Genomic DNA, 23,797 nt, shown 5'->3' with positions numbered 1-23,797 from the left:
AATTCTCTGTCGAGAAAGGGATATGCCACATGTCAGATACTACCATCACCCATCTGCCCGATCCATCGGGATTTAGCGCCGACGCGTTCACGGATGTCATCCGCGATGGCGCACGTAAGCTGATCGAACAGGCAATCCGTGCCGAGCTGGCCACGCTCATGGACGCCTTTTCCAAGGAAAGGCTTGATGACGGGCGGGCGCGTCTGGTTCGCCATGGACACCTGCCGGAGCGCGATGTGATTACCGGCATCGGCCCGGTGCCCGTGAAAGTGCCGCGCGTGCGGGATCGGGGCGTTGGCGAAGACAAGATCACCTTCACGCCCAGCATCCTGCCGCGGTATCTGCGCAAGGCGAAATCGGTCGAGGAGCTGCTGCCGTGGCTTTACCTCAAGGGCGTGTCCACGGGCGATTTCACCGAGGCGCTGGAAGCGCTGCTGGGGCCGAACGCTAAGGGCCTGTCTGCCAAGACCGTCACGCGGCTGAAGGCTGACTGGTGGCAGGACTACGAGGCCTGGCAGAAACGCGACCTCGGCTCGCGGCGGTTTCTCTACATCTGGGCGGATGGCGTGTATTTCAAGCCGCGCATGGCTGAGGAAAAGCAATGTGTTCTGGTGATCGTGGGTGCCGATGAATACGGCCGCAAGGAGCTTCTGGCGATGACCGACGGCTTTCGTGAAAGCACGCAAAGCTGGCGCGAGGTGCTGCTCGATCTCAAACGGCGTGGCCTGAAACAGGACCCCAAACTGGCCATCGGCGACGGCGCCCTGGGGTTCTGGAGCGCGTTGCGCGAGGTGTTCGCCTCGACACGGGAACAGCGCTGTTGGGTCCATAAGACCATGAATGTGCTCAACGCGCTGCCGAAGTCCATGCAGGCAAAGGCCAAGGGCCATCTGCACGACATCTGGCAGGCCGAAACAGAAGCCGAGGCCAACGTCGCCTTCTACTTCTTCATCGAAACCTATGGTGTGAAATGGGACAAGGCGGTCGCCAAGCTGGTCAAGGACCGGGACGCGCTGCTTACTTTCTACGATTTCCCGGCCGAGCACTGGAAACACATCCGGACGTCAAACCCGATCGAGAGCACCTTCGCCACCGTTCGGCATCGCACAAAACGCACCAAGGGCTGCCTGAGCCGCAAGACCGGTCTGGCCATGGCGTTCAAGCTGATGATGTCGGCACAGAAAAAATGGCGCAAACTCGACGGCCAGAACCGCCTCCCCGAGGTCATCGCAGGGGTTGAGTTCAGGGACGGCATCCGCCAACTTCAAAATGCCGCTTGATCAGGCGTCACCAACTTTTGCGTATATCTCGGTCGATAAACCGATCCGATTTTGTACTCTTGCGGACATAAGTTCCGAAGGTAGATGTAGGGCTCCCGCGTCTCGAGGCGTGCAGCGACCTCGGATGCGATGCGCAACGTGGCCAGCAAGACAGGTCAAGAAGCCTATCGGGCTCGGGCCGGCAGGTGGCTCTGTATCAAGCTGCGAAACACATGGTTGTGAAAACGATCTCGATGTGGCATTTATTCTGCGAATCGGATCCCGTCGATTGAGATGGGATGGCTTCTCCGGGCGCCCATCCCCCGGCAACCTGACCGAGCTTACGTCCTAAAAATGCACAGACCGCCAAACGCGGGGCATGCTCGGGCGAGTTATTGAAACCCTATGAACATAGACACGCCGGATCTGGCGCGAACGATGCTTTTGATTGATGGCAGCCATGTTGATCGCCTGAAAACCAAGCTTGGTCGTCTGATCGATTTTCAGAAGCTGATATCTCATTTCTCCGCAGACGGCGTTTCCGTGTCTGCGCATTACTATCGCGACAGCCGCGACAGCGCCGAACAGGCCCGAATGACGCGCTTTTTCGACTGGCTCGAACGTCATGCGATCACCCGGCATGGCGTCGATGATTTCAACGAGCCTTGGTACGTCCGGGAACGCTATGGCACCAATCTCGTCGCTTTGGCATCAGACGCGATTATAGCCGCTGACGAGGCCGATCGAATTGTCGTCCTGGCTGGCGATGCCAAGCTGGTCCCGCTTTTGGAACGCTTGGCGAAGATGGACGTCACTGTCACGCTTATCTCCAGCCTCTCGGTTCCGCAGAGCATTGCTCCGCCTCCACCATTGGTGGAACTCGCCGATGAGTTCATCGATCTGGCAAATGATGTCCGGTTCTTCATGCCCGAGGATGGGCACGAGGACATGCCACACGAGCCGCCAAGATTAGGGGGAGTTGACCGCAGGATCGGCTGACTTCCCAACCAGCAAGCGCAAGGACCCGGTGAGAGCCCGGGTGGCTGTTCCGGCCGCCAATCCGCCGGATAATCTTTGAGAAGCCCTGATTTCAATGCCGGACCGCCTTACAAGAAGGCCCTCCGAGGCAGGGTAATGGACCGTATATGATCTCAATATCTGAATACCGGAACCAGTGGTTCGGTAACGTCCGCGGCGACCTGCTGGCGGGCGTGGTGGTGGCTTTGGCCCTGATCCCCGAGGCCATCGCCTTTTCCATCATCGCCGGCGTCGACCCCCGCGTGGGGCTTTACGCCAGCTTCTCCATCGCGGTGCTGATCGCCTTCGTGGGCGGCCGGCCCGGGATGATCTCGGCAGCCACCGCCGCCACCGCTGTCCTGATGATCACGCTGGTGCGCGATCACGGGCTGGAATACTTGCTGGCCGCGACCGTGCTGGCTGGCCTGATCCAGATCGGTGCGGGGCTGCTGAAGCTGGGGCGCTTCATGCGCTACGTCTCGAAATCGGTGATGACCGGCTTCGTGAACGCCCTGGCGATCCTGATCTTCATGGCGCAGCTGACCGAGCTGGACCTGTCCGTCCCCGGCATCACCTGGCTGACCTATGCGCTGGTCGCCGTGGGGCTGGTGATCATCTACCTGCTGCCGCGCCTGACGACGGCGATCCCCTCGCCGCTGGTCACCATCGTCGTGCTGACCGCCTTGGTCTGGTTCACGGGCTGGGACGTGCGCACGGTGGGCGACATGGGCGCGCTGCCCGACACGCTGCCGGTTTTCCTGATCCCGGACATCCCGCTGAACCTGACCACGCTGCTGATCATCCTGCCCTATTCGCTGGCCGTGGCCATCGTGGGCCTGCTGGAAAGCCTGATGACGCAGAACATCGTCGACGACCTGACCGACACCAAGTCCAGCCGCGACCAGGAATGCGTGGGCCAGGGCATCGCCAACACCGCCACCGGCTTCATCGGCGGCATGGCAGGCTGCGCGATGATCGGGCAGTCGATCATCAACGTCAAATCCGGCGGGCGCGGGCGGCTGTCGTCATTCGCTGCCGGGGTCGCCTTGCTGATCATGGTCGTGGGCCTGGGCGGCTTGGTCGCCATCATTCCAATGGCGGCGCTGGTCGCAATCATGTTCATGGTGGCGATCGGGACATTTTCATGGTCGTCGCTTGGCAACCTGAAGACGCATCCGCGTTCGTCCTCTGTTGTGATGATCGCGACGGTCTTTACGGTGGTCTACACCCACAACCTGGCCATCGGCGTGCTGGTCGGCGTGATGCTGTCGGGGATCTTCTTCGCCGCCAAGATCGCGCAGCTGTTCCGCATCCGCTCCAGCCTGTCCCAGGACGGGCGCACCCGCACCTATCTGGTCGAGGGGCAGCTGTTCTACGGCTCGGCCGAGGATTTCGCCGAGGCCTTCGACTTCAAGGAGGCGGTGGAAAAGGTGGTGATCGACGTCACCGGCGCGCATATCTGGGACATCAGTTCCGTGCAGGCGCTGGACATGGCGATCCTCAAGTTCCGCCGCGACGGGGCCGAGGTCGAACTGATCGGCATGAACGCGGCGTCCGAGACGCTGGTCGACAAGCTGGCCATCCACGACAAGCCCGGCGCGCTCGACAAGCTGATGTCACATTGAGGGAGGGAAGATCATGACCGACAGAATACTCGCACTGGTCGACGGTTCGGCCTATTCGGAAAGCGTCTGCCACCACACCGCCTGGATCGCGGCCCGCCTGAGCGCCGCGGTCGACGTGATGCACGTCCTGGGCCGGCGCGAAATCGGCAGCTCGCAGAACCTTTCGGGGGCGCTGACGCTTGGCGCACGCTCGGCCCTGCTGGAAGAGCTGGCCAGCGCCGACGAAAGCCGCGCCCGGCTGGCCCAGGCCCGGGGCCGCGCCATCTTGGAGGACGCGCAGGCGATCCTGCAGACCGACGGCGTGGGCCAGGTCACCCCGCATCTGCGCAAGGGCGACATCTTGGAGGCCGTCCAGGAGGTCGAGCCCGACCTGCGCGCCATCGTCATCGGCAAGCGCGGCGAGGGGGCGGAGTACGCCACGGCGCATCTGGGCTCGAACCTGGAGCGCATCGTGCGCGCCTCCAAGGTGCCGGTCTTCGTGGCCTCGCGCGCCTTCGCGCCCATCAGCCGCGTGCTGGTGGCCTTCGACGGCAGCACCTCGGCCCAGAGGGCGGTCCAGCGCATGTCGGACAGCCCGGTCTTTCAGGGGCTGCAGATCACGCTGCTTTATGTGGGCGAGGCCACGCCCGCGCTGCGCGGCAAGCTGGACGATGCAGTGCGCACCCTTGGGGCCGCAGGCCTGACCGCCGACACGCGCATCGCGCCGGGCGAGCCCGAGGACGTGCTGCACTCGGTGGTCGCCGCCGAGGGCTTCGGCCTGCTGGTCATGGGCGCCTACGGCCATTCCCGCATCCGCAGCCTGATCATCGGATCGACCACCACCGCGATGGTCCAGGCCGTCAGGATCCCGGTCCTGATGTATCGCTGAGATCGCCCGGACGTCTCACCCTGTTTCCGGCTTGCCCGGGAGCAGGTTCACCGAATACCTGACGGATTGGACCGAGGAGAGGCAGTTGGACCCACAGGATGCTGCTACCCATTTTTCGCCCCGCCTGAAGCTGGAACTGTCGCAGTTGGAGAAGGCATCGGGTGATACGGTCGAGGCCCGCAAGCCGGTCGAACTGGACCAGCAGAGCGTTGGTCGTCTGTCCCGGATGGATGCGATGCAGAACCAGGCTATGGCCAGCGCGGTCGACGTTCGTCGTCATGCCCGCATCGGGGCAATCCACGCCGCTCTGGCACGTATCGATACCGGCGAATTCGGCACCTGCGAAGACTGCGGCGATCCGATCCCCGTCAAGCGTCTAGAGCTTGATCCGACCTTCACCCGCTGTGTGGGGTGTCGCGGCTAACCAACGGCTTTCTCGATTTCCAGACCCCCTGATAGTTTTACAAGGCGACCCTACCATGACCCTCAACATTGCCGTCGGCCGGATCAGCAAGAAGACCATGTCCGATCTGGATGAATATATGCGCGCGTTCTGCCCCGGAGAGCTGTCGGCGTTCTGGGTCGGCGATCAGGTCTTCCTTGAATTGGCCTCTGTCGAGGCGCTTGCCCTGATCCGCGCCCAGTTCCCCGAGATCGACATGCGCGTCCTCAACGAAGGAGACGCACCGCCCCCCGCGCCGTCAGCCATTTGAAAGGGGCATGCGAACACTCTCACCATCACACCGCAAGGAAACTTCATGATCAAGCCGGACCATGTGGACACCACCGCCGTGGCCTGCTTGTTCTGGTTTATCCGCAGGAATGACTTTGGCTCGTGCAAGACCGCTGCGCGCTCAGAACCACTCCACACGCTTGAATGATATTGTGGCTATTGCCCACGATACCGCAACAACTCCGTTGAACTGTCCCCTTCTGGATTTGGTACCGCGCTTCGGATAGCAGATTACATGCAGCCGATTTGCCAGTTAGTCAGATCCCGGCCAGCCTACCTAATCTCCCGCGGGGAAAGTTCTGCGGCAGGCCAGCGCATATCAGTCCTGCCTGACGTCGGCCCAGCCCCTTGTCTCTTCAGACGACCAGAGGGCATCGATGACGCTCATGTTGCGGATGGCATCCTGCAGGCCATACGGGTCGACACTCCCCGACACACACAGGTCTGAAAAGGCCTCCGCCTGCAGCAGATACTGATCGACCGGCCCGAAGGTCTCGACCGCGGGGTCCCCGCCCTTGAGGACCGTGCCGTCATCCATCAGTAGCCGGGCTTCGCGATCGGGAGATTGGTTGAACGGAACAGCAATCGAGACCCGCCCCGTGGTGCCGATAATCTGAACGTCCTGGCTGCGCACAAGCTGCGTGGCACAGGTGAAGACAAGGCGGCGTCCCCCGGGGAAGACCATGATGGCGCTGGTCAGGCGGTCGGTTCCAAAATCCGGATCTCGATCGACCTCTGCCACGACCCGCTCGGGCTCGCAGGCGAAGATGAAACGGCCTACCGCGACGGCATAGCAGCCGATGTCAAAGAGCGCACCTCCGCCAATATCCAACTGGTTGCGCACATTCGCCGGATCGCGATTGTCGTAGCAAAAGCTGACATGGATTGCCCGGACCTCCCCGAGTGCGCCGCCCTGGACGAGTTCGCGGGCGCGCAACCATTGCGGATGGTCGCGGATCATGAACGCCTCGCGCACATTCTTTCCGGTGCGTTGGCTGGTCTCAATCAGAGATGCGGCCTCTGCTGCACTTAGCGCAAGGGGCTTTTCGCATAGGACATGCTTGCCCGCCTCCAATGCCCTCAGGGTCCAAGGAACATGCAGGTGATTGGGCAACGGGTTGTAAACGATGTCGATCTCGGGATCGTCCAAAAGGGCATCATAGTCGCCATAGGCGCGGGCGATCCCGAGGCTTCGCGCGACCGCCGTAGCCCGGTCCTCATCCCTTGAAGCGATCGCGCCGACAACCAGCCGTTCGCTTTTCTGCAAGGCAGGAATGACCTGGTTGACGGCGATATTGGCGGTGCTCAGCACCCCCCAGACTGTCTTTCGTGTTTCGGTCATCGCTTCCTCTTCCTCATCCGTAGCCCGTACCCCGATCCGTCAGGCGCTACGAGTAACATGCCATAGACCTATCCCCTGACAGCGCCCGCCGACATGCCGCTGACGCTACAGCGATTAACCACCAGCGCAAACACCATCACCCGCGCAAATTCCAGGACCGTATAGGCCCCGATCACACCGCATTTTGCGCCCGCTTCGGCGCCGCCCAGAAGCGAGAGATGGCATTGCGGGCAGGGCGAGTTTGGGCTGCACCCACCGTCTTTGGCAGCGGTTTTCAGGCATAACGTAGGTGATGGGCGTTTCCAGGAATAGTATTTTTCTCTTGCTTTACGCGTAACATTACGCGTAACAGCGTCGTGGGAGCTGTTTCGGGGAGGGAACATGAGCATTCGTACCGGGTGGAAGAGCCATGCAGGCGACATCGTGCTGGGCGGGGTAATCTTCACCATTGGTCTGGCGCTGTTTCTGCAGGCGCAATCGCTGGCGCCCGGGCCGGGCCTGTTCCCGCGCTTCGTCCTGGCGCTGATGACGGCGACCGGGGCGGGCATCGTGGCGCTTGCGATCCTGGCCGGGATGCGCGGCCGCCCGGCCGAGGCCGCACAGGCGGACTGGGGCCGCAGCGTCGGTGTGCCGGCGATCATCCTGATCGCGGCGGGCGTGCTGCTCTATGCGATCGGCTTCTACCTCACCTCGCCCCTGCTGATTATCGCCGTCTACCTGTGGCATTGCCGTGTCGCGAACGGAGCCGTCCGGCTGTGGCGCGATCCGGGTGTCGCTTTGGTTTTGGCGGTCGGGGCCACGCTGGTCCTGTATCTGGTCTTCGACCGGCTGATCGGCCTGCCCGCGCCCACAGGGGCGCTGCTCTGACACTGCGCTCTCGGGGCACCACCCTGACATCGACTGACGTTTCAAGGAGGAGAACACCATGACTTTTGCAAAGGCCCTGATGGGCGGAACCGCCGCGATCCTGCTGCCCATGGCGGCAGCCGCGCAGGATTACCCCGGCCAGGCGATCACCGTCGTCGTGCCCTACAGCGCGGGCGGGGGTGGCGACACCGTCGCGCGCCTCGTGTCTGAACGCTTGGGCGAAGAGCTGGGTGTGCAGCTGAACGTTGTGAACCGCCCCGGCGCGGGCGGCGAGATTGGCATTGCCGAGATCGCGGCGGCCGATCCCGACGGCTACACGATCGGCGTTTTCGGCTATCCCGACAACTTCGTCATCGAGAGCACCCGGGAGGTGGCGTTCAATTCCGCCGAGGATCTGGACTTTCTGGCGCAGTTCGACAGCACGCCGATGGGCGTCTTTGCCAAGCCCGGTGCCGCATTCTCGACGCTGGACGAGTTGCGCGCCCATGCTGAACAGAACCCGGGCGCAGTGATCGTGGGCGACAGCGGATCGCTTGGCCTGCTCAATGCGCTGGCCTTCGGCGACAAGCTGGAATCGGTGCTGACCCCGGTGCGCTATGCCGGCGGCGGAGAGCTGATGAACGCGGTGCTGGGCGGTCATATCGACCTGGCCTCGACCTCGTCGATGAGCCACGATCCGATCGTGGATGCGGGCGGCACGCCGCTGGCCTTTGCCTCGGCCGAGCGGATGGAGATGTTTCCCGACGTGCCGACCATGCGCGAGCTAGGCATCGACCAGGTGATGGAGGTCGGCCGCGTCGTGGTCGCACCCTCGGGCCTACCCGATGACGTCCGCGCCCGCCTGACCGAGGCGCTGGACGCGATCTCGACCGACGAAGAGCTGATTGCCCGGTTCGAGACGGCAGCACTGCCCTATGCCTATCTGGACAGCGATGCGGTCAGCGCCAAGGTTGAAGAAACCAACGCCGCCCTGGCCGAGGTCATCGAGGCCAACCGCGATCAGTTCTGATCCGCGGATCTGATCCCCGGGCAGGCGGTCCCCACCGCCTGCCCTCGCTTTCCGCCCGCATAAAGGCCGTGGCCCATGGACATCCTGACCTATCTTCCCATGCTGCTGAGCTGGCCCGTCCTTGCGGCGGTGTTTTCCGGCGTGCTGATCGGCATCGTCGTGGGCGCCATCCCGGGCCTGAACGGGGCGGTCGGCATCTCGCTGCTGCTTCCGCTGACCTTCGCGCTGCCGCCCGAGGTCGGGCTGTTGCTGCTGGGTGGCATCTACATGGGCTGCATGTATGGCGGCTCGATCACCGCCATCCTGATCAACGTGCCGGGCGACGTGGTCGCCGCCCCCGCCGCGATGGAGGGCTATCCCCTGACGCAGCAGGGCCGGTCGAAAGAGGCCCTGTATTACTCGATCTTTTCCAGCACCATTGGCGGCTTCGTGGGCGTGATCGTCCTGATCCTCTTCACACCGCCGCTGGCCCGCTTCGCGCTGCAGTTCGGTCCGGCCGAGATGTTCTTCATCTCCCTGTCGGGGCTGATCATTGTGGGCGCGCTGGCAGGCAGCTTGCTGAAGGCCGCCTTCGCGGTGCTGTTCGGGCTGTTCATCTCCACCATCGGGCTGGATCAGGTGTCGGGGCAGGACCGCTTCACCTTCGGCCAGCCGGACCTGCGGACGGGCGTCTCGGTCGTGCCGGTGGTGTTGGGCCTCTTCTGCATCGCCGAGATGATCCTGAACATCGGCAAGCGGTCGGACCAGCAGGTCAGCTATGTTGAACAGTCGATCACCCGGCTGGCCGTCATCCGTGACATCTTCCGCCACAAGATCCTGCTTCTGAAGGCCAATGCTATCGGCAACCTGATCGGGCTCTTGCCGGGCGTGGGCACCACTCTGGCCGTCTTCATGTCCTATGCCGAGGCCAAGCGTAGTTCCAAGCAGCCCGAGACCTTTGAAAAGGGCAATGTCGAGGGCATCATCGCCGCCGAGGCCGCCAACAATGCTACCGTGGGCTCGTCGATGGTGCCGCTGCTGGCGCTTGGCGTGCCGGGCAGCCCGACCACGGCGATCATCGCCGGCGCACTGGTCGTCCATGGCATCGTGCTGGGGCCCAGCCTGTTCCAGACCCGCCCGGACGTGGCCTTCATCTTCCTTTACGGGATGATCCTGACCGTGGTGGCAATGGCGCTGATCGGCGCCTTCGGGATCAAGTATTTCGCCTATATTCTGAAGATCCGCATGGAATACATCGTGCCCACGGTGTTGGTCATGTCACTGATCGGCGCCTACTCGCTGCGCAACAGCGTCTTCGACGTGCTGATCGCCATCACCCTGGGCATCATCGGAGCGGTCTTCAAGAAGATCGGCGTGCCGCCCGCCCCCATCATCATCGGCGTCGTGCTGGGCCCGCTGATCGAATCGAACCTGTCGCGGTCGCTGCTGATCGCGAATGCCCGTGGGCAGGGACTGGTCGAGTATCTGCTGGCCTCGGACCTGTCCAAGGGGCTAGTCGCGATCGTGCTGGCACTATTGGCCATGGTCGTGCAGATGCGCCGCAAGGCTGCCCGCGCCTGATGCCCCGCAATCATAACGCTTGAGGCTGGACATGGACAAGACAAAACCTGGACGGATCGTGGTGATGGGCGTGTCGGGCTGCGGCAAGACGGCCGTGGGGCGGGCGCTGGCCGCCAGCCTCGGCCTGCGCTTCGTCGATGCCGACAGCCTGCACAGCCCCCAGAATATCGCCAAGATGGCGGCCGGCCAGCCGCTGGACGACACGGACCGCGCCGGCTGGCTGGAGGCGCTGGCTGATCTGATCGCGACCGAGGACCGGCTGGTGCTGGCCTGCTCAGCGCTCAAGCGACGCTATCGTGACAGGCTACGGCGCAGCGATCCCGCGTTGACCTTCCTCTATCTGCATGGCAGCTTCCGGACGATCAGCACCCGCATGCGGTCGCGCGACGACCATTACTTTGCCGGGGAGCATATGCTGAAAAGCCAGTTCGATCAGTTGGAAGAGCCCCGGGACGAGGGGGTTCTGCATGTCTCGGTCGAGCCCGGCCTGGAGGCGGTTATCGACGCCTCGCTGGCGGCCCTAGGCGCCGCCCCGGCCCGCTGATGGAAACCCCGGCCGAGCCGTGGCGCAAGCGCCGGCGCCCCGGCTTGCAGGCCATCGCCGACCGTGTCGGCACGACCAAGATGACCGTCAGCCGCTGCCTGCGCCTGCCCGCCTCGGTCGGCCAGCCCCTGCGCGACCGCATCCTGGAGGCGGCGCGCGAAATTGGCTATCTGCCCAACAACGCGCCGATGATGCTGGCGGGCGCGCCCAGCAGGTCCATCGGGATGATGGTGCCCTCGGTCACCAACCATGTCTTCGCGCAGGTCCTGGCGGGCGTGGTGGAAACCGCCGAGGCTGCCGGATACCGGGTGATGATCGCCCATTACGGATATGACTCGCTGGCCGAGCAACGGGGCATCGCCTCGCTGATCGCCGCCAATATCGACGGACTGATCCTGGGCGACCGTGCACATACCGATGACGCGCTGCGCATGATCGACATCACCGCCATCCCAGTGGTCGAGGTGATGGACAGCCGCAGCCCCGCCCTGCAGCAGGCCGTCGGCTATGACAATTTCGCTGCCGCCCAGGCAATGACCAGGGCCATGCTGGCCGAGGGGTGCCGCAACATCGTCTATTTGGGTGTGCGCCTGGATGCCCGCACGCTGCAGCGCTTCGACGGCTACGCCGCCGCGATGATCGATCACGGTCTGGTGCCGGTCAGCGTTGAGACGACTGAGAAATCCTCGTTCACCGGCGGCTCGTCCCTGATGCAGCAGGTACTGGCGGACTATCCGGCGACCGACGGGGTGTTCTGCACTAATGACGACGTGGCGATTGGCGCTTATTTCGAATGCGTCCGCCAGGAGATCGCCGTCCCGGACCGGATGGCCATCGCGGGGTTTCATGCGCTCGATATCGGGCAGGCGATGATCCCCCGTCTGGCCAGCGTGCGCACCGACCGCTACGGCATCGGCGCCCGCGCCGCGTCCGAGCTGCTGGACCGGCTGGCGGGAAAGCCTGCGGCGCAGATGGTGATCGACCTCGGCTATGAAATCGATCTGGGCGAGACGGTCGGCGCTGCGGGAAAAGTACGATCTTAAATCTAGAACGGCCTTGGAGGTTTACTGATGAACAGACAGAGCATCATGAACGGGATGAGTTTCTCCTCCTGACCTTGTTCTGCAAGTAGCAGCGGAAGTGCCGGCAGAAGGAGGCACCCAACCTATCATCAGCGCCGGTTTTTCTGCTGGCTCACCAGAATTAATTATCAGGAAGTTGCATAGGCAGCATCCGGATAGTCTTTTAGCACGTCGTGGACGAGCTGCTTCATCCAATCTGCCGTCGCAGGATCAGGTACCTCAACGCGCACGGGAAAATTCGTTAGATTGCGCGGATCAAATCCGTATATTACCGCAAGATGCGCTAGCGCAATTAAGTAAGAGCCTTGAGCATTGAGATGAATGGTATCCAGAAAAAGATCTTCTATTTCATTCAGGCCCGGTGCTGTGCCCGCAGCGATAGCGTCATGAGCAGCAGCCATGATGAGCGGTCCCGGAATAACTCGCAGAGGTGCAGAACCGTCAGGGCGGTTTTCATTGACTTCATCTGCAGTAATTTGCCAGCGCTCCATCTCCAGTGGCAATCGTTCTCGAAAAGTTAGATGTCCATCTGGGTCATCGTAAGGATTATCAAAATCGGGTCCGCTGTCTGTGTGAACCCAGGTAGCATACAGAATGGTTCGGGCACCCGCACCCTTATTTCCCTCGTTCCAGGCATGGGAAAACCATTTCAACGCCATGTTTTCTGAATCATGCCACTGAACTGTGTTGGATAGAGGCGCGCGTTCAGTAAGCACTAACGTGTCATAGTCAGCGATATCGTGGCGGGCGTCCGGCATGTACTCGTTGCGGTGATCCCACCGCCAGTCCATCGGACTGCCAGGGGTGGTTGAACGGTCGATCACGCGACTACGCGCTTCTTGTTGACCTGCAGCAGCAACCATCATGTCCAATACAGGCACAATTGGATCAGTCAGCGAATGACCAGAGTGAACCACGCGCATCGAGAATGAGTTCAATTCGGACGCTTGTGCCAGTCCTGATGTTATCAGAGTTCCTACCGTAACAGCCGCTGTTCCATACAAGAACCCCCGCCTGCTAAAGAGGGCAGACTTGTTATTGATTGCATGACGATCTCTATTATTCCCCATTCGCAACTCAGTCATTAAAGGCGTACTCCTTATCAAGAAACATTCGCTTCAATCCTGCCAAGTATAAGCCCTTTGCACCTCAGTCTCCAGCCCCTCTGATTTTGTTGCCTTCGGCATGATGCCGGCGTCGCAAAGTGACCTCACTTACAGTTTTGGCTCATGAACAATAGATGTTGCGGACAGGGCGATTTTTGAAAGTTGGCTGCCGGGATGCGGGTCTATGACGCGCTTCACCTAACTGGCAGCGGATGAGCACTATCCCTCGGAGTAGCTCCACTGCGAGGAACTTGTGAGCTCAATTAGTTTTCACCCAAACCAGAAAATTTAGCTATCCCCGAAAAAATCGTCAGAAAATGAGGTACGTATTTTAGATCTCGGAATGGTGGCATACTGCTGGGCATCCATCGCCTTTATGGACTGCAAATAAGGGCGCATATGAAGCAGAATGCAATGTAGGTAGTTGCAGCACTCAGGCCGAGCCGACGTTGCCACCAAGGTGGACTCCTTATAGCTGACGTTTCTGCGACTGTTTGCCGCCGCCGTTAAAAGGAACTCTACCGACTGTTTCAACCATTCCTTCACTGTCGTCGCAGCTGAGAAAACGAGCAGTGGCCATCCTGCCGGTGAAATTTTTCTTTACAGGCGCTGCCTCTCCCCTCATCGTTCTCTTATAAACCAGTTTACTAAACCGCTTTATTGAGCGTTGGGGAAAGATTGCTTGGCCAATTTGCAGGATGTTGCCACTGCTGCCGGCGTCTCCAAGGCGACTGTATCGCGTTACCTGAACAGATCTTTGGAGCTTCCGGACAGGACCGCAAAGCTGATTGATGCCGCGATCATTGACTTGGATTATACCCCCAACCCCCATGCCCGGCGTCTCAGCCTGGGGCGCTCGGATACCATCGCGCTGATCGTTCCCAATATCTCGAGCCCCTTTTTCGCGGCGCTTGTAGCTGCGGTCGAAGCCGAGGCCAGCGATATGGGGCTGGCACTGGCGCTCTATGCGACGCTGAACCGTCCGGACCGAGAGCTGTCCTATCTGGACCTCGTGCGCACGGGGCATGCCGACGGCCTGATCTTCATCACGAACCATGCCGGCACTGACATGTTGGCCGCCAAGATAAATCGGCTGCCCCGCTGCGTGGTCGTGGACGAAAACGTGGTCGGCACTCATGTCCCCAAAATATTCTGCAACAATCGGCAAGGTGGCTGGCTGGCGGGGCGCCATCTGGCGCAGGCAGGCCATCGACACGTGCTGTTCATTGGCGGAGTGGACCAAATGGTCAGCGGAGCTCATCGTTTCGCGGGGTTCGCCTCTGCGATAAGCGAGGTCGCAGGGCCAGACTACAGGATCGAACGAACCTGCGGCCCTTATACCGTCGAGGCCGGCCGCAACGCGGGGCATGCCTTTGTCGCCCGGGATCCGGCCTCTCGGCCCACGGCGATCTTTGCCACCTCGGATGAACTGCTGATCGGTCTTTACGAGATCCTGTCCGAAGCGGGCATCGCCATCCCCCATCAGGTTTCGGTCATCGGTTTCGACGATGTCGGGCCTCTGCACCTGTTCGCACCCGCCGTGACCGCGGTGCGTCAGCCTGTCCGTGAACTAGGCCAGCGCGCGCTACGGCGGTTGCTGGCCATGGACGGGACCGATCCGGACAAGCCCCCGTCAGAGGAGCTGCTGGATGTCACGCTGATCGAACGGAATTCTGTTGCGCCGCCGATCCGCCCTTTCCACCGCAACCCCAACAGCGAGGACTGACCATGACCACCCTGACCCGCCGCACCTTGGGTGCGCTGATGACCACCGGCCTAATCGCCGCAGCCCTCCCCGCGCTGGCGCAGGAGGGCAAGACCTTTGCGTTGGTCCAGATCAACCAGCAGGCGCTGTTCTTCAACGACATGAACCGCGGCGCGCAAGAGGCTGCGGATGCCGCAGGCGCGACCCTGCTGATCTTCAACGCGAACAACGATCCGGCGGCGCAGAACAGCGCCATCGAGACCTATATCCAGGAGGGCGTGGACGGCATCGCGGTCGTAGCCATCGACGTGAACGGCATCATGCCCGCCGTGCAGCAGGCCGTGGATGCGGGCATCCCGGTCGTGGCGATCGACGCGATCCTCCCTGAAGGACCTCAGTCGGCGCAGATCGGCGTGGACAATGCGCAGGCCGGGGCCGATCTGGCCGCCGTCGTGAACGATGCTCTGGCCGAGGGTTCGACCTTGGGCATCGTGGGCGCGCTGAATTCGTTCATTCAAAACGTGCGGATGGATGGGTTCGAAGAGGCGCTGGACAGCGCCAAGGTCACCGTCGCGGGGACCGTGGACGGCCAGAACGTCCAGGACACGGCGTTGGGGGCCGCAGAGAACCTGATGACGGCCAACCCCACGCTGACCGCGATCTATGCGACCGGGGAACCGGCTTTGCTGGGTGCGGTCGCGGCGGTGGAAAGTCAGGGGCGGCAGGCCGATCTGGCCGTCTATGGCTGGGATCTGACCGCGCAGGCGATTTCCGGGATCGATGCGGGCTACGTCAAGGCGGTGATCCAGCAGGACCCGGCGGGAATGGGCGCCGCTGCGGTAGATGCTCTTGGCACGCTGTCCGATGGCGGCACGGTCGAGGCCGAGATCTCGGTCCCCGTGACCATCGTCACCTCCGAAAACGTGGACGATTTCCGCGCGGTCTTCGAGTGATGCAGGCCGCCCCCATGACAGCGGCGCGGGGGGATCATCCCCCCGCCATCTTATCACTGCGCGGCATCACCAAGACCTTCGGTTCGCACCAGGCGCTGCGCGGCGTTGATCTGGATATCCGCGCGGGCGAGTGCATCGGCCTGATTGGCGACAATGCCGCCGGAAAATCAACCCTGTCAAAGGTTATGTCGGGAACCTATGTCCCCGATGGCGGGCAGATCCTGCTGGACGGCCGTCCGGTGCGGTTCTCGACCCCCTCCGAAGCGCGCGCCCAGAAGATCGAGATGGTCTATCAGGATCTGTCGCTGTGCGATCACGTCGATGTCGTCGGCAACCTGTTTCTGGGGCGCGAGCTGAAACGGGGCCCCTTTCTCGACCAGCCCCGCATGCTGGCCGAAGCCGAAAAGATGCTGGCCGCGCTTGAAATCCGGATTCCCCGTCTGACCGCCAAGGTCGAAAAGCTGTCGGGCGGCCAGCGCCAGGCCATCGCCATCGCCCGCGCCGCCAGCTTCGATCCAAAAGTGCTGATCATGGACGAACCCACTTCGGCACTGGCCGTGGCCGAGGTCGAGGCGGTGCTAGCCCTGATCAACCGCGTCAAGGCGCGCGGCGTGGCGGTGGTGCTGGTCACGCACCGGATGCAGGATCTGTTCCGCGTCTGCGACCGCATCGCCGTCATGTACGAGGGCACCAAGGTCGCCGAGCGACTGACGCCTGACACCAATCTGCAGGAACTGGTCGACCTGATCGTCGGCAAGGGAGGCCACTAATGGCTGTTTATACCGAACGCAAGGCGGGGTCCGCACTAGCTGATTTCATCGGCGAGCACGCGCAGGTCCTGTCGATCGCGATGTTCTTTCTGCTGTGCATGACCATCTTCGGGCTGAGCAGTTCGACATTCTTCACCACGGGCAACCTGCTCAATGTGCTGCGGCAGGCGGCGCCGATACTTATTGTGGCGGTGGCGATGACACTGGTGATCACCACCGCAGGCATCGACCTGTCAGTCGGATCGCAGGTGGCGCTGGTCAATGCCGTCTGCGCCATCGCCATCGCTGCGGGTCTGCCGTGGCCGGTGGTCGTGGTGCTGATGCTGGCACTTGGCGCGGCCGTGGGAGCGGCTCAGGGGTGGTTCATTTCCTATCAGGGCATCCCCGCGTTCATCGTCACGCTGGCTGGCCTGTCGATCCTACGCGGCTTTGCGCTGTACCTGACCGAGGGCTATTCGATCCCCATCACCGGGGTTCCGGGCTTCTTCTGGCTGGGGCGCGGCACGCTGGCGGGCTTTCCGGTCCCGGCGCTGATCGCGCTGCTGATCGCGGCGCTTGGTTTCGTCGTCATGCTGCGCACGCAATATGGCCGGCAGGTCATCGCCGTCGGGTCCAACATGGAGGCCGCGCGCCGCGTAGGCATGCCCGCCAAGCGCGTGCTGGCCTCGGTCTATGTGGTGGCCGGGCTGGCCTCGGCCGTGGCAGGGATGCTGATCGCGGCGCGGCTTGGGTCTGGGTCGTCGAATGCCGCGCAGGGGTTCGAATTGCAGGTCATCGCAGCCGTGGTGCTGGGCGGTACGTCGCTGATGGGCGGCAAGGCATCGATGCTAGGCACGGTCTTGGGCACCATGACCATCGCTGTGATCGGCAACGGACTGATCCTGCTGCATATCTCGCCCTTTTTCACGCAGATCGTCACGGGCGCGATCATCCTGATCGCCATCTGGCTGAACACCAAGCTGTTCGACCGGGGCTTTCGCTTCGGAAGGGCCCGGACATGAGCGACCTGTCCCCCTGCCACGTCCGCTCGGGTCAGGTGATGACCGTCACCGGTCCCATTCCATCCGCCGATCTGGGCCATACCCTGATGCACGAGCATCTGCAGAACGACTGCCGCTGCTGGTGGAACGCGCCGACCGACCCCGCGCGTCAGCATCTGGCCGACCGTCCCATCAGCATCGAGATCCTGTCAGAGCTGCGCCAGGATCCCTTCGTAAATCGCCACAACATCGCGCTGGACGACCCGGATCTGGCCATCGAGGAGCTGCACGCCTTCACCGCCGCAGGCGGGCGCAGCGTGGTGGACCCGACTTGTCGCGGCATCGGGCGCAATCCCACAACCCTGCGCCGCATCGCGAGGGACACAGGGCTGAACATCGTCATGGGCGCGGGTTACTATCTGGCCAGCTCGATGCCCGATCAGGTGGCGCATCTGTCCATAGACAACATCGCCGATGAGATCGTGGTCGAGGCGCTGACCGGCACCGACGGCACCGACGCGCGCATCGGCCTGATCGGCGAGATCGGCGTGTCGTCGGATTTCACGCCCGAGGAGGAAAAATCCCTGCGCGGCGCTGCCCGGGCGCAGGCCCGCACGGGCCTGCCGCTGATGGTGCATCTGCCGGGCTGGTTCCGGCTTGGCCACCTGGTGCTGGATATCGTGGAATCCGAAGGCGCCGATCTGCGCCACACGGTGCTGTGCCACATGAACCCCTCGCACGGTGATCCGGTCTATCAGGCGACGCTGGCGCAGCGGGGCGCCTTCGTCGAATTCGACATGATCGGCATGGATTTTTTCTACGCCGACCAAGGCGTGCAGTGCCCGCCCGATGATGACGTGGCCCGCGCGGTTATGGGGCTGGCGGAACAGGGCTTTCTGGACCGCATCTTGCTGTCGCAAGACGTGTTCATCAAGATGATGCTGACCCGCTACGGCGGCAACGGATACGCCTTCGTCACCCGCCATTTCCTGCCGCGCCTAATGCGGCACGGCCTGTCTGCCGCCGATTGCGACCGGCTGATGGTCACCAACCCGCGCCGCGTCTTCGACGCGACCTTCTGAGACAGTCGAAAGGATCTTCCCATGACAACCCGCGTGCTTCTGGTGGGCGAAAGCTGGACCACCTCGGAAACGCATTACAAGGGCTTCGACCAGTTCGGCTCTGTCCGCTTCCATACCGGCGCGACGCCCCTGCTGGAGGCGATGAAGGACAGCGCGTTCCAGATCGACTACATGACCGCCCACGACGCTGCAGAGGGGTTCCCGTTCGATGTCGACGGGCTGGCTGATTATGACATTGTGATCCTGTCTGATATTGGCGCGAACACCTTCTTGCTGCCGCCCGATGTCTGGCTTCGGTCGAAGACGGTACCGAACCGGCTACGCGTGCTGCGGGACTGGGTGGGGCAGGGGGGCAACCTGCTGATGATCGGGGGCTACTTCTCGTTCCAAGGCATCGACGGGAAGGCGCGGTGGCGCAACACCGCGGTCGAGGACACGCTGCCCGTCACCTGCCATCCGTGGGACGACCGGGTCGAGATCCCCGAGGGCGCGCAGGCCGAGATAGTGCTGACCGACCACCCGACCATGACGGGCATGCCCGCCGCATGGCCGCCCATTCTGGGTGTGAACGAGGTGATGGTCCGCGACGGCGCGACCGTGGTGGCTCGCCTGCCCGAGGATCAGGGCGGCCATCCGCTCTTGGTGCTGGGAACCTATGGGCAGGGGCGAACGGCGGCATGGACGTCGGATGTGGGGCCGCATTGGCTGTCGCCGGAATTCTGCGCGTGGGAGGGGTATCCGACGCTGTGGAAGAACCTGTTCGACTGGCTGGTCGCCCGGTGATCCCCGGACTATCCCTTTGCCAGGATCGCGCGCATCCGGTCCGCGTCGGGAAAGGCGCTGACCGTGCCCGCCTGGCCTACCGTCCATGCGGCCGCCACCGCCGCATGGCGCAGGGCGCGGGCATCCAGGGCCACCCCGCGCAGGGCCGCCGAGGCCAGCGCGACCGCCATGAAGCAATCGCCCGCCCCGGTCGTGTCCACCACCGTGCAGGGGGTTGCGGGAACCTCGATCCGCGCGTCGGGCCGCACCAGCGCCGCGCCGCGCGCGCCAATGGTCAGCACGACCTCGGCCACGCCATGGGACAGCAGGCGCGCGTCGCCGCCGAGGATCGCGGCCTCGTCCTCGTTCAGAAAAGCGCAGTCAATCAATGGCCACAGATCGGCCACATAAGCTTGCAGGGGCGAGGGGTTCAGCACGGTCCGCATCCCCCTTGCCCGGGCCGCTTGCAGGGCCGCCGCGGTCGTCGCCGCGCCCAGATTGCCCTGCAGCACCAGCAGATCGCCAGAGGCGGCCTTGTCCAACGCGACGGTGGCATGGTCGGGGGTCATCGCGCCTGCGGCGGCGCGGGTGGTGATGACGGCATTCTCGCCATGTCCCGCCATCAGGATGATCGAATTGTCGGTCGCCACGCCGGGCAGCGCGATCAACTGGGCCATCACCGGCTCGGCCGCCAGCCTGGCGGCGATCTCGCGCCCGCGCGGATCCTGACCCACAGCCGCGACCAGATGGCAGGCCAGCCCAGTGCGGGCAATGGCCACCGCCTGATTGACGCCCTTGCCGCCAAGATCCTGCGACAGTGCGCGGCCAAAGATCGAGGCGCCGGGCCGGGGGAAATCCTCGACCGACACGGTCTCGTCAATGGCTGCATTTCCGATCACAAAAGCCTTCATCGCCAATCTCCGCTTCTTCGAAAGGGCAGCCCATGACATTGATTTCCGACCGACCCGCAGGCGCCATCCGCGACATCTTCGGACGTGACAAGGCGCTGATCGGGATGATCCACTGCCCCGCCTTTCCCGGTGCGCCGCGCTATCGCGGGGCGTCGATGGACGACATCTACGACACCTGCATGCGCGATGCGGAACGTCTGGTGCAAGGGGGCATGCACGGGTTGATCGTGGAGAACCACGGCGACATCCCCTTTTCCAAACCCGACGAGATCGGCCCCGAGACCCCCGCCTTCCTGTCCGTCGTCACCGACCGGATCAAGCGCGCCTTCGGTCTGCCCATTGGCATCAACGTGCTGGCCAATGCGCCCTTGCCCGCGCTGGCCACCGCCGTGGCAGGGGGCGCCGCCTTCATCCGCGTGAACCAATGGGCCAATGCCTATGTCGCCAATGAAGGCTTCATGGAGGGCCGCGCTGCTCAAGCCCTGAGATACCGCTCTCTGCTGCGGGCCGAACATGTGCGGGTGTTCACCGATGCGCATGTCAAGCACGGCAGCCACGCCATCGTGGCCGACCGATCCATCCCGGAACTAACCCGCGATCTGGGCTTCTTCGACAGCGACTGTATCATTGCCACCGGCCAGCGCACTGGCGACAGCGCCAGCATGGGCGAGATCGATGAGATCGGCGGCGCGACCCACCTGCCTCTGCTCGTGGGCTCCGGTGTGACCGAGGCCAACATCGTGGCGATCCTGGGGCGTACCAACGGCGTAATCGTAGCCTCGTCGCTGAAAGAGGACGGGGTCTGGTGGAATCCGGTGGAGCCCGAACGGGTCCACCGGTTCGTGGATGCCGCGCAGGCGGGATTATGACGGCAGGCAGCCTTAGCGAACGGATGCTGTCCGATCAGGCAGCGGCCTTCGATGCGATGGTCGCACATCCCTTCGTCCGGGATCTGGTGGCGGACAGGCTACCTATGGCAGCCTTCAACCGCTACCTGCTGATTGAGGGGGCCTTCGTCGACACCGCCATCGCCATCTTTGGCTACGCCGTTGCAAAGGCGTCTGATCTGGACGACCGGCGCAAGCTGATCGCCTCGCTGGACGGGCTTGCGCATGCGCAGATGGATTATTTCCGCAACGCCCATGCGCAGCGCGGGTTGGACCCGGATCCCAATATGCAGCTCGACCCGCGTGTGGCGGCCTTCCGGGATGGCATGTTGGCCATCGCCCGGGATGGGGATCTTGCGGATATTCTTACCGCAATGTTCGCGGCGGAATGGATGTATTGGACATGGTGTGATGCTCATCGCGACACCCGCCTGCGCGACCCGGTTCGGCAGGACTGGATCGCCCTACACACCGCGCCCGAGTTTCATGCGCAGGCACTCTGGCTGCGTGACAGGGTGGATCGCTTAGGCACAGACCTGCCGGTGGACCGTCAGACGGCGCTAGTTGCCCTGTTCGGCCACGTGCAGCGACTGGAAATTGCCTTTCATGACGTCGCGTGGTCCGGCGAGACGTGACATGAGCCCGTGGGCCATCTTTCAGGCCAAACGTCAGGTCTAATCGCTGCGGGTCAGCGAGCGTAATGACTTGTGCCAGATCACCTGCGCCGACAGACGCACCGTCTCTGCTGCGTCCCCCTCGGACGGGCGCGACAGCGTGGCCACGCAGACATCGAAGATGCCGCTGACGGGCTGGGCAAAGGTGGCCAGGTCTAAGCCTCCCATCCGAACTTCGGGATGTCGTCGAAGCCGATCACTGACAGATTTTGGGGAACCCGTTGCCCAAAGCGGTGGTGGGCGGCATCCATGACGCCAAATGCTAGCAGGTCAATGATGCAGAACACACCGTCCGGCGGATCGGCACCGGTCAGAAGCTGGGTCCCCAAAGCAAGACCGGTATCTTCATGTGCTGGGCCCTGCGCCGCGATAATCGGCGTGACGACTTGTTCGTGCAAGGCCGACCGTCGTCGCTTTCCGGCGGCAGAGGTTGTTGCCGCTGGACGACTGCCCTTATGCCCTGCAGCCATCCATCCCGCATCTGAGGCGTTCAGCGGTGCATCGGTGCCTGCAGCGAACTGCATTTCCCGGTTGCCCGAGGTGGAAGGCGACAATTAGAAGCGCCAGAAGTTCAAGCGCTACCCCATGAGCTTTTTCCATATCGACATCGCAGAGGTGTAGATCGCTGAGGGCAAGCTATTTCCGTTTGTCGGCATTGACCGCACGAACAAATTTGCCGTGACCCAGCTCGTCGATAAGGCGCACAGGAAGATAGCCTGAGAGTTCCTGCAAAACATGCTTGAGGCATTCGCCGCGTTGCGGCTCATCTTATCACGTCCACATCATTCTCACCGATCGAGCCAGCGGGCGCCATCGGTCCGAGCCCGATGGCAAGGGGCATCCAGTTCGCCGAGCAGCCCAGAAACCGCAACACCATCTATTCCAGGCCCATGCGGTTCGACATGATCGGCGAGGGCGAGACCGTGTCCGCAATCGGTCCGAGGACATGGACGAGCGGGATTGAGCACCGCATCACAAAGCCAAACCACCCTTGGACGAATGGGCAAGTCGAGCGGATGAACCGCACGATCAGGGACGCTACGGTCAAACGCTTCCATTACGACGACCAAGACCCGCTCCGCACCCATATCGCCGACTTCCTAACAGCCTACAACTCCGCGCAGCGGCTCAAGACCCTCAGGGGGCTCACACCCTATGATTACCGTATGCGCCGTCCCCGCCCCATTGATTTCTGCGGTTTCCCGACGCTGGCCGAGCGGCGAGTCTCGTTCTGAGCATTCAGATGGAGATGAAGATGGCGGATGGCGGCGACGGGTTTGACGGCTGCATCGAGGTTGTGCGGCGGACACGTGGATATCGGCGCTGGCCGGATAATGTGAAAGCGCGGATTGTGGCCGAGAGCTTTCAGCCGAGGGCGCGGGTGGCGGATGTGGCGCGTAGGCATGATCTGGCAGCGCATCAGCTTTCAGATTGGCGGCGTCAGGCGCGCAAGGGCCGTCTTGTCCTGCCCGCTGACGCCATGGCCGGTGTGGCGTCTGACGCTTTGCCAGCCTTTGTGCCGGTTTCGGTGGAGCCTGAGGATGTCGGTCTGTCTGCGGATCCCGAACGGACCGTCGGGGTCATCACGATCGAGATCGGCAACGATCTGGTGCTGCGGGTTCCAGGCGATGTTCCGGTAGAGCGGGCAGCAGCAGTGGCGCGCGCTTTGCGAGGATCGGCATGATTGTCGCGGGACAACGCCAGCCAATCCTGATCGCGACGCGGCCGGTGGACTTCCGCTGCGGCCATCGCGCCCTGGCGCTGATCGTGCAGACCGAGCTGAAGCTCGATCCGCATTCCGGGGTGACAATCGTGTTCCGTTCGAAACGCGGCGACAGGCTGAAGATTCTGGTTTGGGACGGAACAGGTCTGGTGATGGTTTACAAGGTTTTGGAGCAGGGCAGCTTTTCCTGGCCGAAGGTTCAGGACGGGACAATGCGGCTGTCGCGAGCCCAGCACGAGGCATTGTTCGAAGGTCTGGACTGGCGCCGGATCGTTGCGCAGCGGGTTGCTCCACCCATTGCAGCGGGGTGATTTACTCGGCTGTTGTAGCGTTGTTTT

At 62.8% G+C, this 23,797-nt stretch carries 27 protein-coding genes, 1 pseudogene and 2 other annotated features; of the genes and pseudogenes, 23 read left to right on the top strand and 5 right to left on the bottom strand.

All coding sequences use genetic code 11. The features are described 5' to 3' along the window. Positions 1–29: 29 nt before the first annotated feature. The 7 genes from E4191_RS19515 (at position 30) to E4191_RS24635 (ending at position 5,650) form a co-directional block, all read left to right on the top strand. Positions 30–1,280 (top strand): IS256 family transposase, encoded by a 1,251-nt coding sequence (locus E4191_RS19515; protein ID WP_139616104.1) that lies wholly within the window; start codon positions 30–32, stop codon positions 1,278–1,280. A gap of 253 nt (positions 1,281–1,533) precedes the next feature. Continuing rightward, positions 1,534–1,592, top strand: a sequence feature (sul1 is cis-regulatory element that is thought to sense ions involved in sulfur or methionine metabolism; They are found in Alphaproteobacteria). Between the two features lie 72 nt (positions 1,593–1,664). After that, on the top strand, positions 1,665–2,258 hold the full coding sequence (locus E4191_RS19510; RefSeq protein WP_135816197.1) for an NYN domain-containing protein: 594 nt from the start codon (positions 1,665–1,667) through the stop codon (positions 2,256–2,258). Positions 2,259–2,276: 18 nt separating this feature from the next. Then, positions 2,277–2,332: a sequence feature (sul1 is cis-regulatory element that is thought to sense ions involved in sulfur or methionine metabolism; They are found in Alphaproteobacteria), on the top strand. A gap of 72 nt (positions 2,333–2,404) precedes the next feature. Beyond that, positions 2,405–3,901, top strand: a complete 1,497-nt coding sequence (locus tag E4191_RS19505) for a SulP family inorganic anion transporter (RefSeq protein ID WP_139616062.1) — start codon at positions 2,405–2,407, stop codon at positions 3,899–3,901. Between the two features lie 13 nt (positions 3,902–3,914). Next, entirely contained in the window at positions 3,915–4,769 is an 855-nt protein-coding gene (locus tag E4191_RS19500; RefSeq protein WP_139616061.1) for a universal stress protein, read from the top strand. Positions 4,770–4,854: 85 nt separating this feature from the next. Beyond that, the gene (locus tag E4191_RS19495) at positions 4,855–5,193 is read left to right on the top strand and encodes a TraR/DksA family transcriptional regulator (protein WP_139616060.1); all 339 of its coding nucleotides are present in this window, start codon (positions 4,855–4,857) and stop codon (positions 5,191–5,193) included. Between the two features lie 55 nt (positions 5,194–5,248). Then, positions 5,249–5,482 carry a hypothetical protein gene (locus E4191_RS19490; RefSeq protein ID WP_139616059.1) on the top strand — a complete coding sequence of 78 codons (234 nt, stop codon included), beginning with the start codon at positions 5,249–5,251 and terminating at the stop codon, positions 5,480–5,482. A gap of 45 nt (positions 5,483–5,527) precedes the next feature. Beyond that, a complete protein-coding gene (locus E4191_RS24635; RefSeq protein ID WP_269436680.1) occupies positions 5,528–5,650 on the top strand; it encodes a hypothetical protein in 123 nt (40 codons plus the stop codon). A gap of 171 nt (positions 5,651–5,821) precedes the next feature. On the opposite strand, the gene E4191_RS19485 is transcribed toward E4191_RS24635, so the two are convergent. Further along, positions 5,822–6,844, bottom strand: a complete 1,023-nt coding sequence (locus E4191_RS19485; RefSeq protein WP_139616058.1) for a Gfo/Idh/MocA family protein — start codon at positions 6,842–6,844, stop codon at positions 5,822–5,824. A gap of 381 nt (positions 6,845–7,225) precedes the next feature. Between E4191_RS19485 and E4191_RS19480 the strand changes: the two genes are divergently transcribed. The 5 genes from E4191_RS19480 to E4191_RS19460 all read left to right on the top strand — a co-directional run bounded on the left by E4191_RS19480 (position 7,226) and on the right by E4191_RS19460 (position 11,867). Then, a complete protein-coding gene (locus E4191_RS19480) occupies positions 7,226–7,711 on the top strand; it encodes a tripartite tricarboxylate transporter TctB family protein (protein WP_139616057.1) in 486 nt (161 codons plus the stop codon). A gap of 58 nt (positions 7,712–7,769) precedes the next feature. Continuing rightward, the gene (locus E4191_RS19475) at positions 7,770–8,720 is read left to right on the top strand and encodes a Bug family tripartite tricarboxylate transporter substrate binding protein (protein WP_135816459.1); all 951 of its coding nucleotides are present in this window, start codon (positions 7,770–7,772) and stop codon (positions 8,718–8,720) included. Positions 8,721–8,795: 75 nt separating this feature from the next. Continuing rightward, on the top strand, positions 8,796–10,280 hold the full coding sequence (locus E4191_RS19470; RefSeq protein ID WP_139616056.1) for a tripartite tricarboxylate transporter permease: 1,485 nt from the start codon (positions 8,796–8,798) through the stop codon (positions 10,278–10,280). Between the two features lie 31 nt (positions 10,281–10,311). Further along, positions 10,312–10,824 carry a gluconokinase gene (locus E4191_RS19465; RefSeq protein WP_139616055.1) on the top strand — a complete coding sequence of 171 codons (513 nt, stop codon included), beginning with the start codon at positions 10,312–10,314 and terminating at the stop codon, positions 10,822–10,824. After that, positions 10,824–11,867 carry a substrate-binding domain-containing protein gene (locus E4191_RS19460; protein ID WP_139616054.1) on the top strand — a complete coding sequence of 348 codons (1,044 nt, stop codon included), beginning with the start codon at positions 10,824–10,826 and terminating at the stop codon, positions 11,865–11,867. Before E4191_RS19465 ends, E4191_RS19460 begins: the two co-directional genes overlap by 1 nt. 167 nt (positions 11,868–12,034) lie before the next feature. Here E4191_RS19460 and E4191_RS19455 read toward each other — a convergent pair whose 3' ends face one another. Beyond that, the gene (locus tag E4191_RS19455) at positions 12,035–12,991 is read right to left on the bottom strand and encodes a hypothetical protein (RefSeq protein ID WP_139616053.1); all 957 of its coding nucleotides are present in this window, start codon (positions 12,989–12,991) and stop codon (positions 12,035–12,037) included. A gap of 703 nt (positions 12,992–13,694) precedes the next feature. Between E4191_RS19455 and E4191_RS19450 the strand changes: the two genes are divergently transcribed. Genes E4191_RS19450 through E4191_RS19425 form a run of 6 tightly spaced genes read left to right on the top strand, consistent with a single transcriptional unit; the run spans position 13,695 to position 19,285 of the window. After that, positions 13,695–14,738 (top strand): LacI family DNA-binding transcriptional regulator, encoded by a 1,044-nt coding sequence (locus E4191_RS19450; protein WP_139616052.1) that lies wholly within the window; start codon positions 13,695–13,697, stop codon positions 14,736–14,738. Positions 14,739–14,740: 2 nt separating this feature from the next. Beyond that, positions 14,741–15,670, top strand: a complete 930-nt coding sequence (locus E4191_RS19445) for a substrate-binding domain-containing protein (protein WP_139616051.1) — start codon at positions 14,741–14,743, stop codon at positions 15,668–15,670. Between the two features lie 14 nt (positions 15,671–15,684). After that, entirely contained in the window at positions 15,685–16,440 is a 756-nt protein-coding gene (locus E4191_RS19440) for an ATP-binding cassette domain-containing protein (RefSeq protein WP_228461853.1), read from the top strand. Further along, the gene (locus E4191_RS19435) at positions 16,440–17,441 is read left to right on the top strand and encodes an ABC transporter permease (RefSeq protein WP_136887138.1); all 1,002 of its coding nucleotides are present in this window, start codon (positions 16,440–16,442) and stop codon (positions 17,439–17,441) included. The genes E4191_RS19440 and E4191_RS19435 overlap by 1 nt, the downstream gene beginning before the upstream one ends. Beyond that, a complete protein-coding gene (locus E4191_RS19430; RefSeq protein ID WP_136887137.1) occupies positions 17,438–18,502 on the top strand; it encodes a phosphotriesterase family protein in 1,065 nt (354 codons plus the stop codon). The genes E4191_RS19435 and E4191_RS19430 overlap by 4 nt, the downstream gene beginning before the upstream one ends. Before the next feature lie 21 nt (positions 18,503–18,523). Next, entirely contained in the window at positions 18,524–19,285 is a 762-nt protein-coding gene (locus E4191_RS19425) for a glutamine amidotransferase (RefSeq protein ID WP_139616050.1), read from the top strand. Positions 19,286–19,293: 8 nt separating this feature from the next. Here E4191_RS19425 and E4191_RS19420 read toward each other — a convergent pair whose 3' ends face one another. Further along, entirely contained in the window at positions 19,294–20,175 is an 882-nt protein-coding gene (locus E4191_RS19420) for a PfkB family carbohydrate kinase (protein ID WP_139616049.1), read from the bottom strand. A 32-nt stretch (positions 20,176–20,207) separates the two neighbouring features. On the opposite strand from E4191_RS19420, the gene E4191_RS19415 reads away from it, so the two are divergent. Together E4191_RS19415 and E4191_RS19410 are read left to right on the top strand one after the other, a co-directional pair. Further along, positions 20,208–21,044, top strand: a complete 837-nt coding sequence (locus E4191_RS19415) for a BtpA/SgcQ family protein (RefSeq protein ID WP_139616048.1) — start codon at positions 20,208–20,210, stop codon at positions 21,042–21,044. After that, a complete protein-coding gene (locus E4191_RS19410; RefSeq protein ID WP_139616047.1) occupies positions 21,041–21,697 on the top strand; it encodes a TenA family protein in 657 nt (218 codons plus the stop codon). Before E4191_RS19415 ends, E4191_RS19410 begins: the two co-directional genes overlap by 4 nt. Before the next feature lie 39 nt (positions 21,698–21,736). Here E4191_RS19410 and E4191_RS23910 read toward each other — a convergent pair whose 3' ends face one another. Together E4191_RS23910 and E4191_RS19405 are read right to left on the bottom strand one after the other, a co-directional pair. Then, positions 21,737–21,904 carry a hypothetical protein gene (locus tag E4191_RS23910; protein WP_176562812.1) on the bottom strand — a complete coding sequence of 56 codons (168 nt, stop codon included), beginning with the start codon at positions 21,902–21,904 and terminating at the stop codon, positions 21,737–21,739. Next, the gene (locus E4191_RS19405) at positions 21,892–22,206 is read right to left on the bottom strand and encodes a substrate-binding domain-containing protein (RefSeq protein WP_228461852.1); all 315 of its coding nucleotides are present in this window, start codon (positions 22,204–22,206) and stop codon (positions 21,892–21,894) included. Before E4191_RS19405 ends, E4191_RS23910 begins: the two co-directional genes overlap by 13 nt. On the opposite strand from E4191_RS19405, the pseudogene E4191_RS24350 reads away from it, so the two are divergent. The 3 genes and pseudogenes from E4191_RS24350 to tnpB form a co-directional block, all read left to right on the top strand. Then, positions 22,143–22,971 (top strand): annotated as a pseudogene (locus tag E4191_RS24350) (integrase core domain-containing protein); the annotation flags it as partial. The gene E4191_RS19405 and the pseudogene E4191_RS24350 overlap by 64 nt on opposite strands. A 20-nt stretch (positions 22,972–22,991) precedes the next feature. Further along, entirely contained in the window at positions 22,992–23,420 is a 429-nt protein-coding gene (tnpA, locus tag E4191_RS19395) for an IS66-like element accessory protein TnpA (protein ID WP_139615515.1), read from the top strand. Then, complete coding sequence (gene tnpB / locus E4191_RS19390) at positions 23,417–23,770, top strand: IS66 family insertion sequence element accessory protein TnpB (protein WP_139615503.1); 354 nt, start codon at positions 23,417–23,419, stop codon at positions 23,768–23,770. The genes tnpA and tnpB overlap by 4 nt, the downstream gene beginning before the upstream one ends. Positions 23,771–23,797: the final 27 nt, after the last annotated feature.

It is taken from the genome of Paracoccus liaowanqingii (assembly GCF_004683865.2).
GTDB lineage: Bacteria > Pseudomonadota > Alphaproteobacteria > Rhodobacterales > Rhodobacteraceae > Paracoccus > Paracoccus liaowanqingii.
The sequence above is the reverse complement of the archived record's forward strand: the minus strand, read 5'-3'. Positions and strand labels throughout refer to the sequence as shown.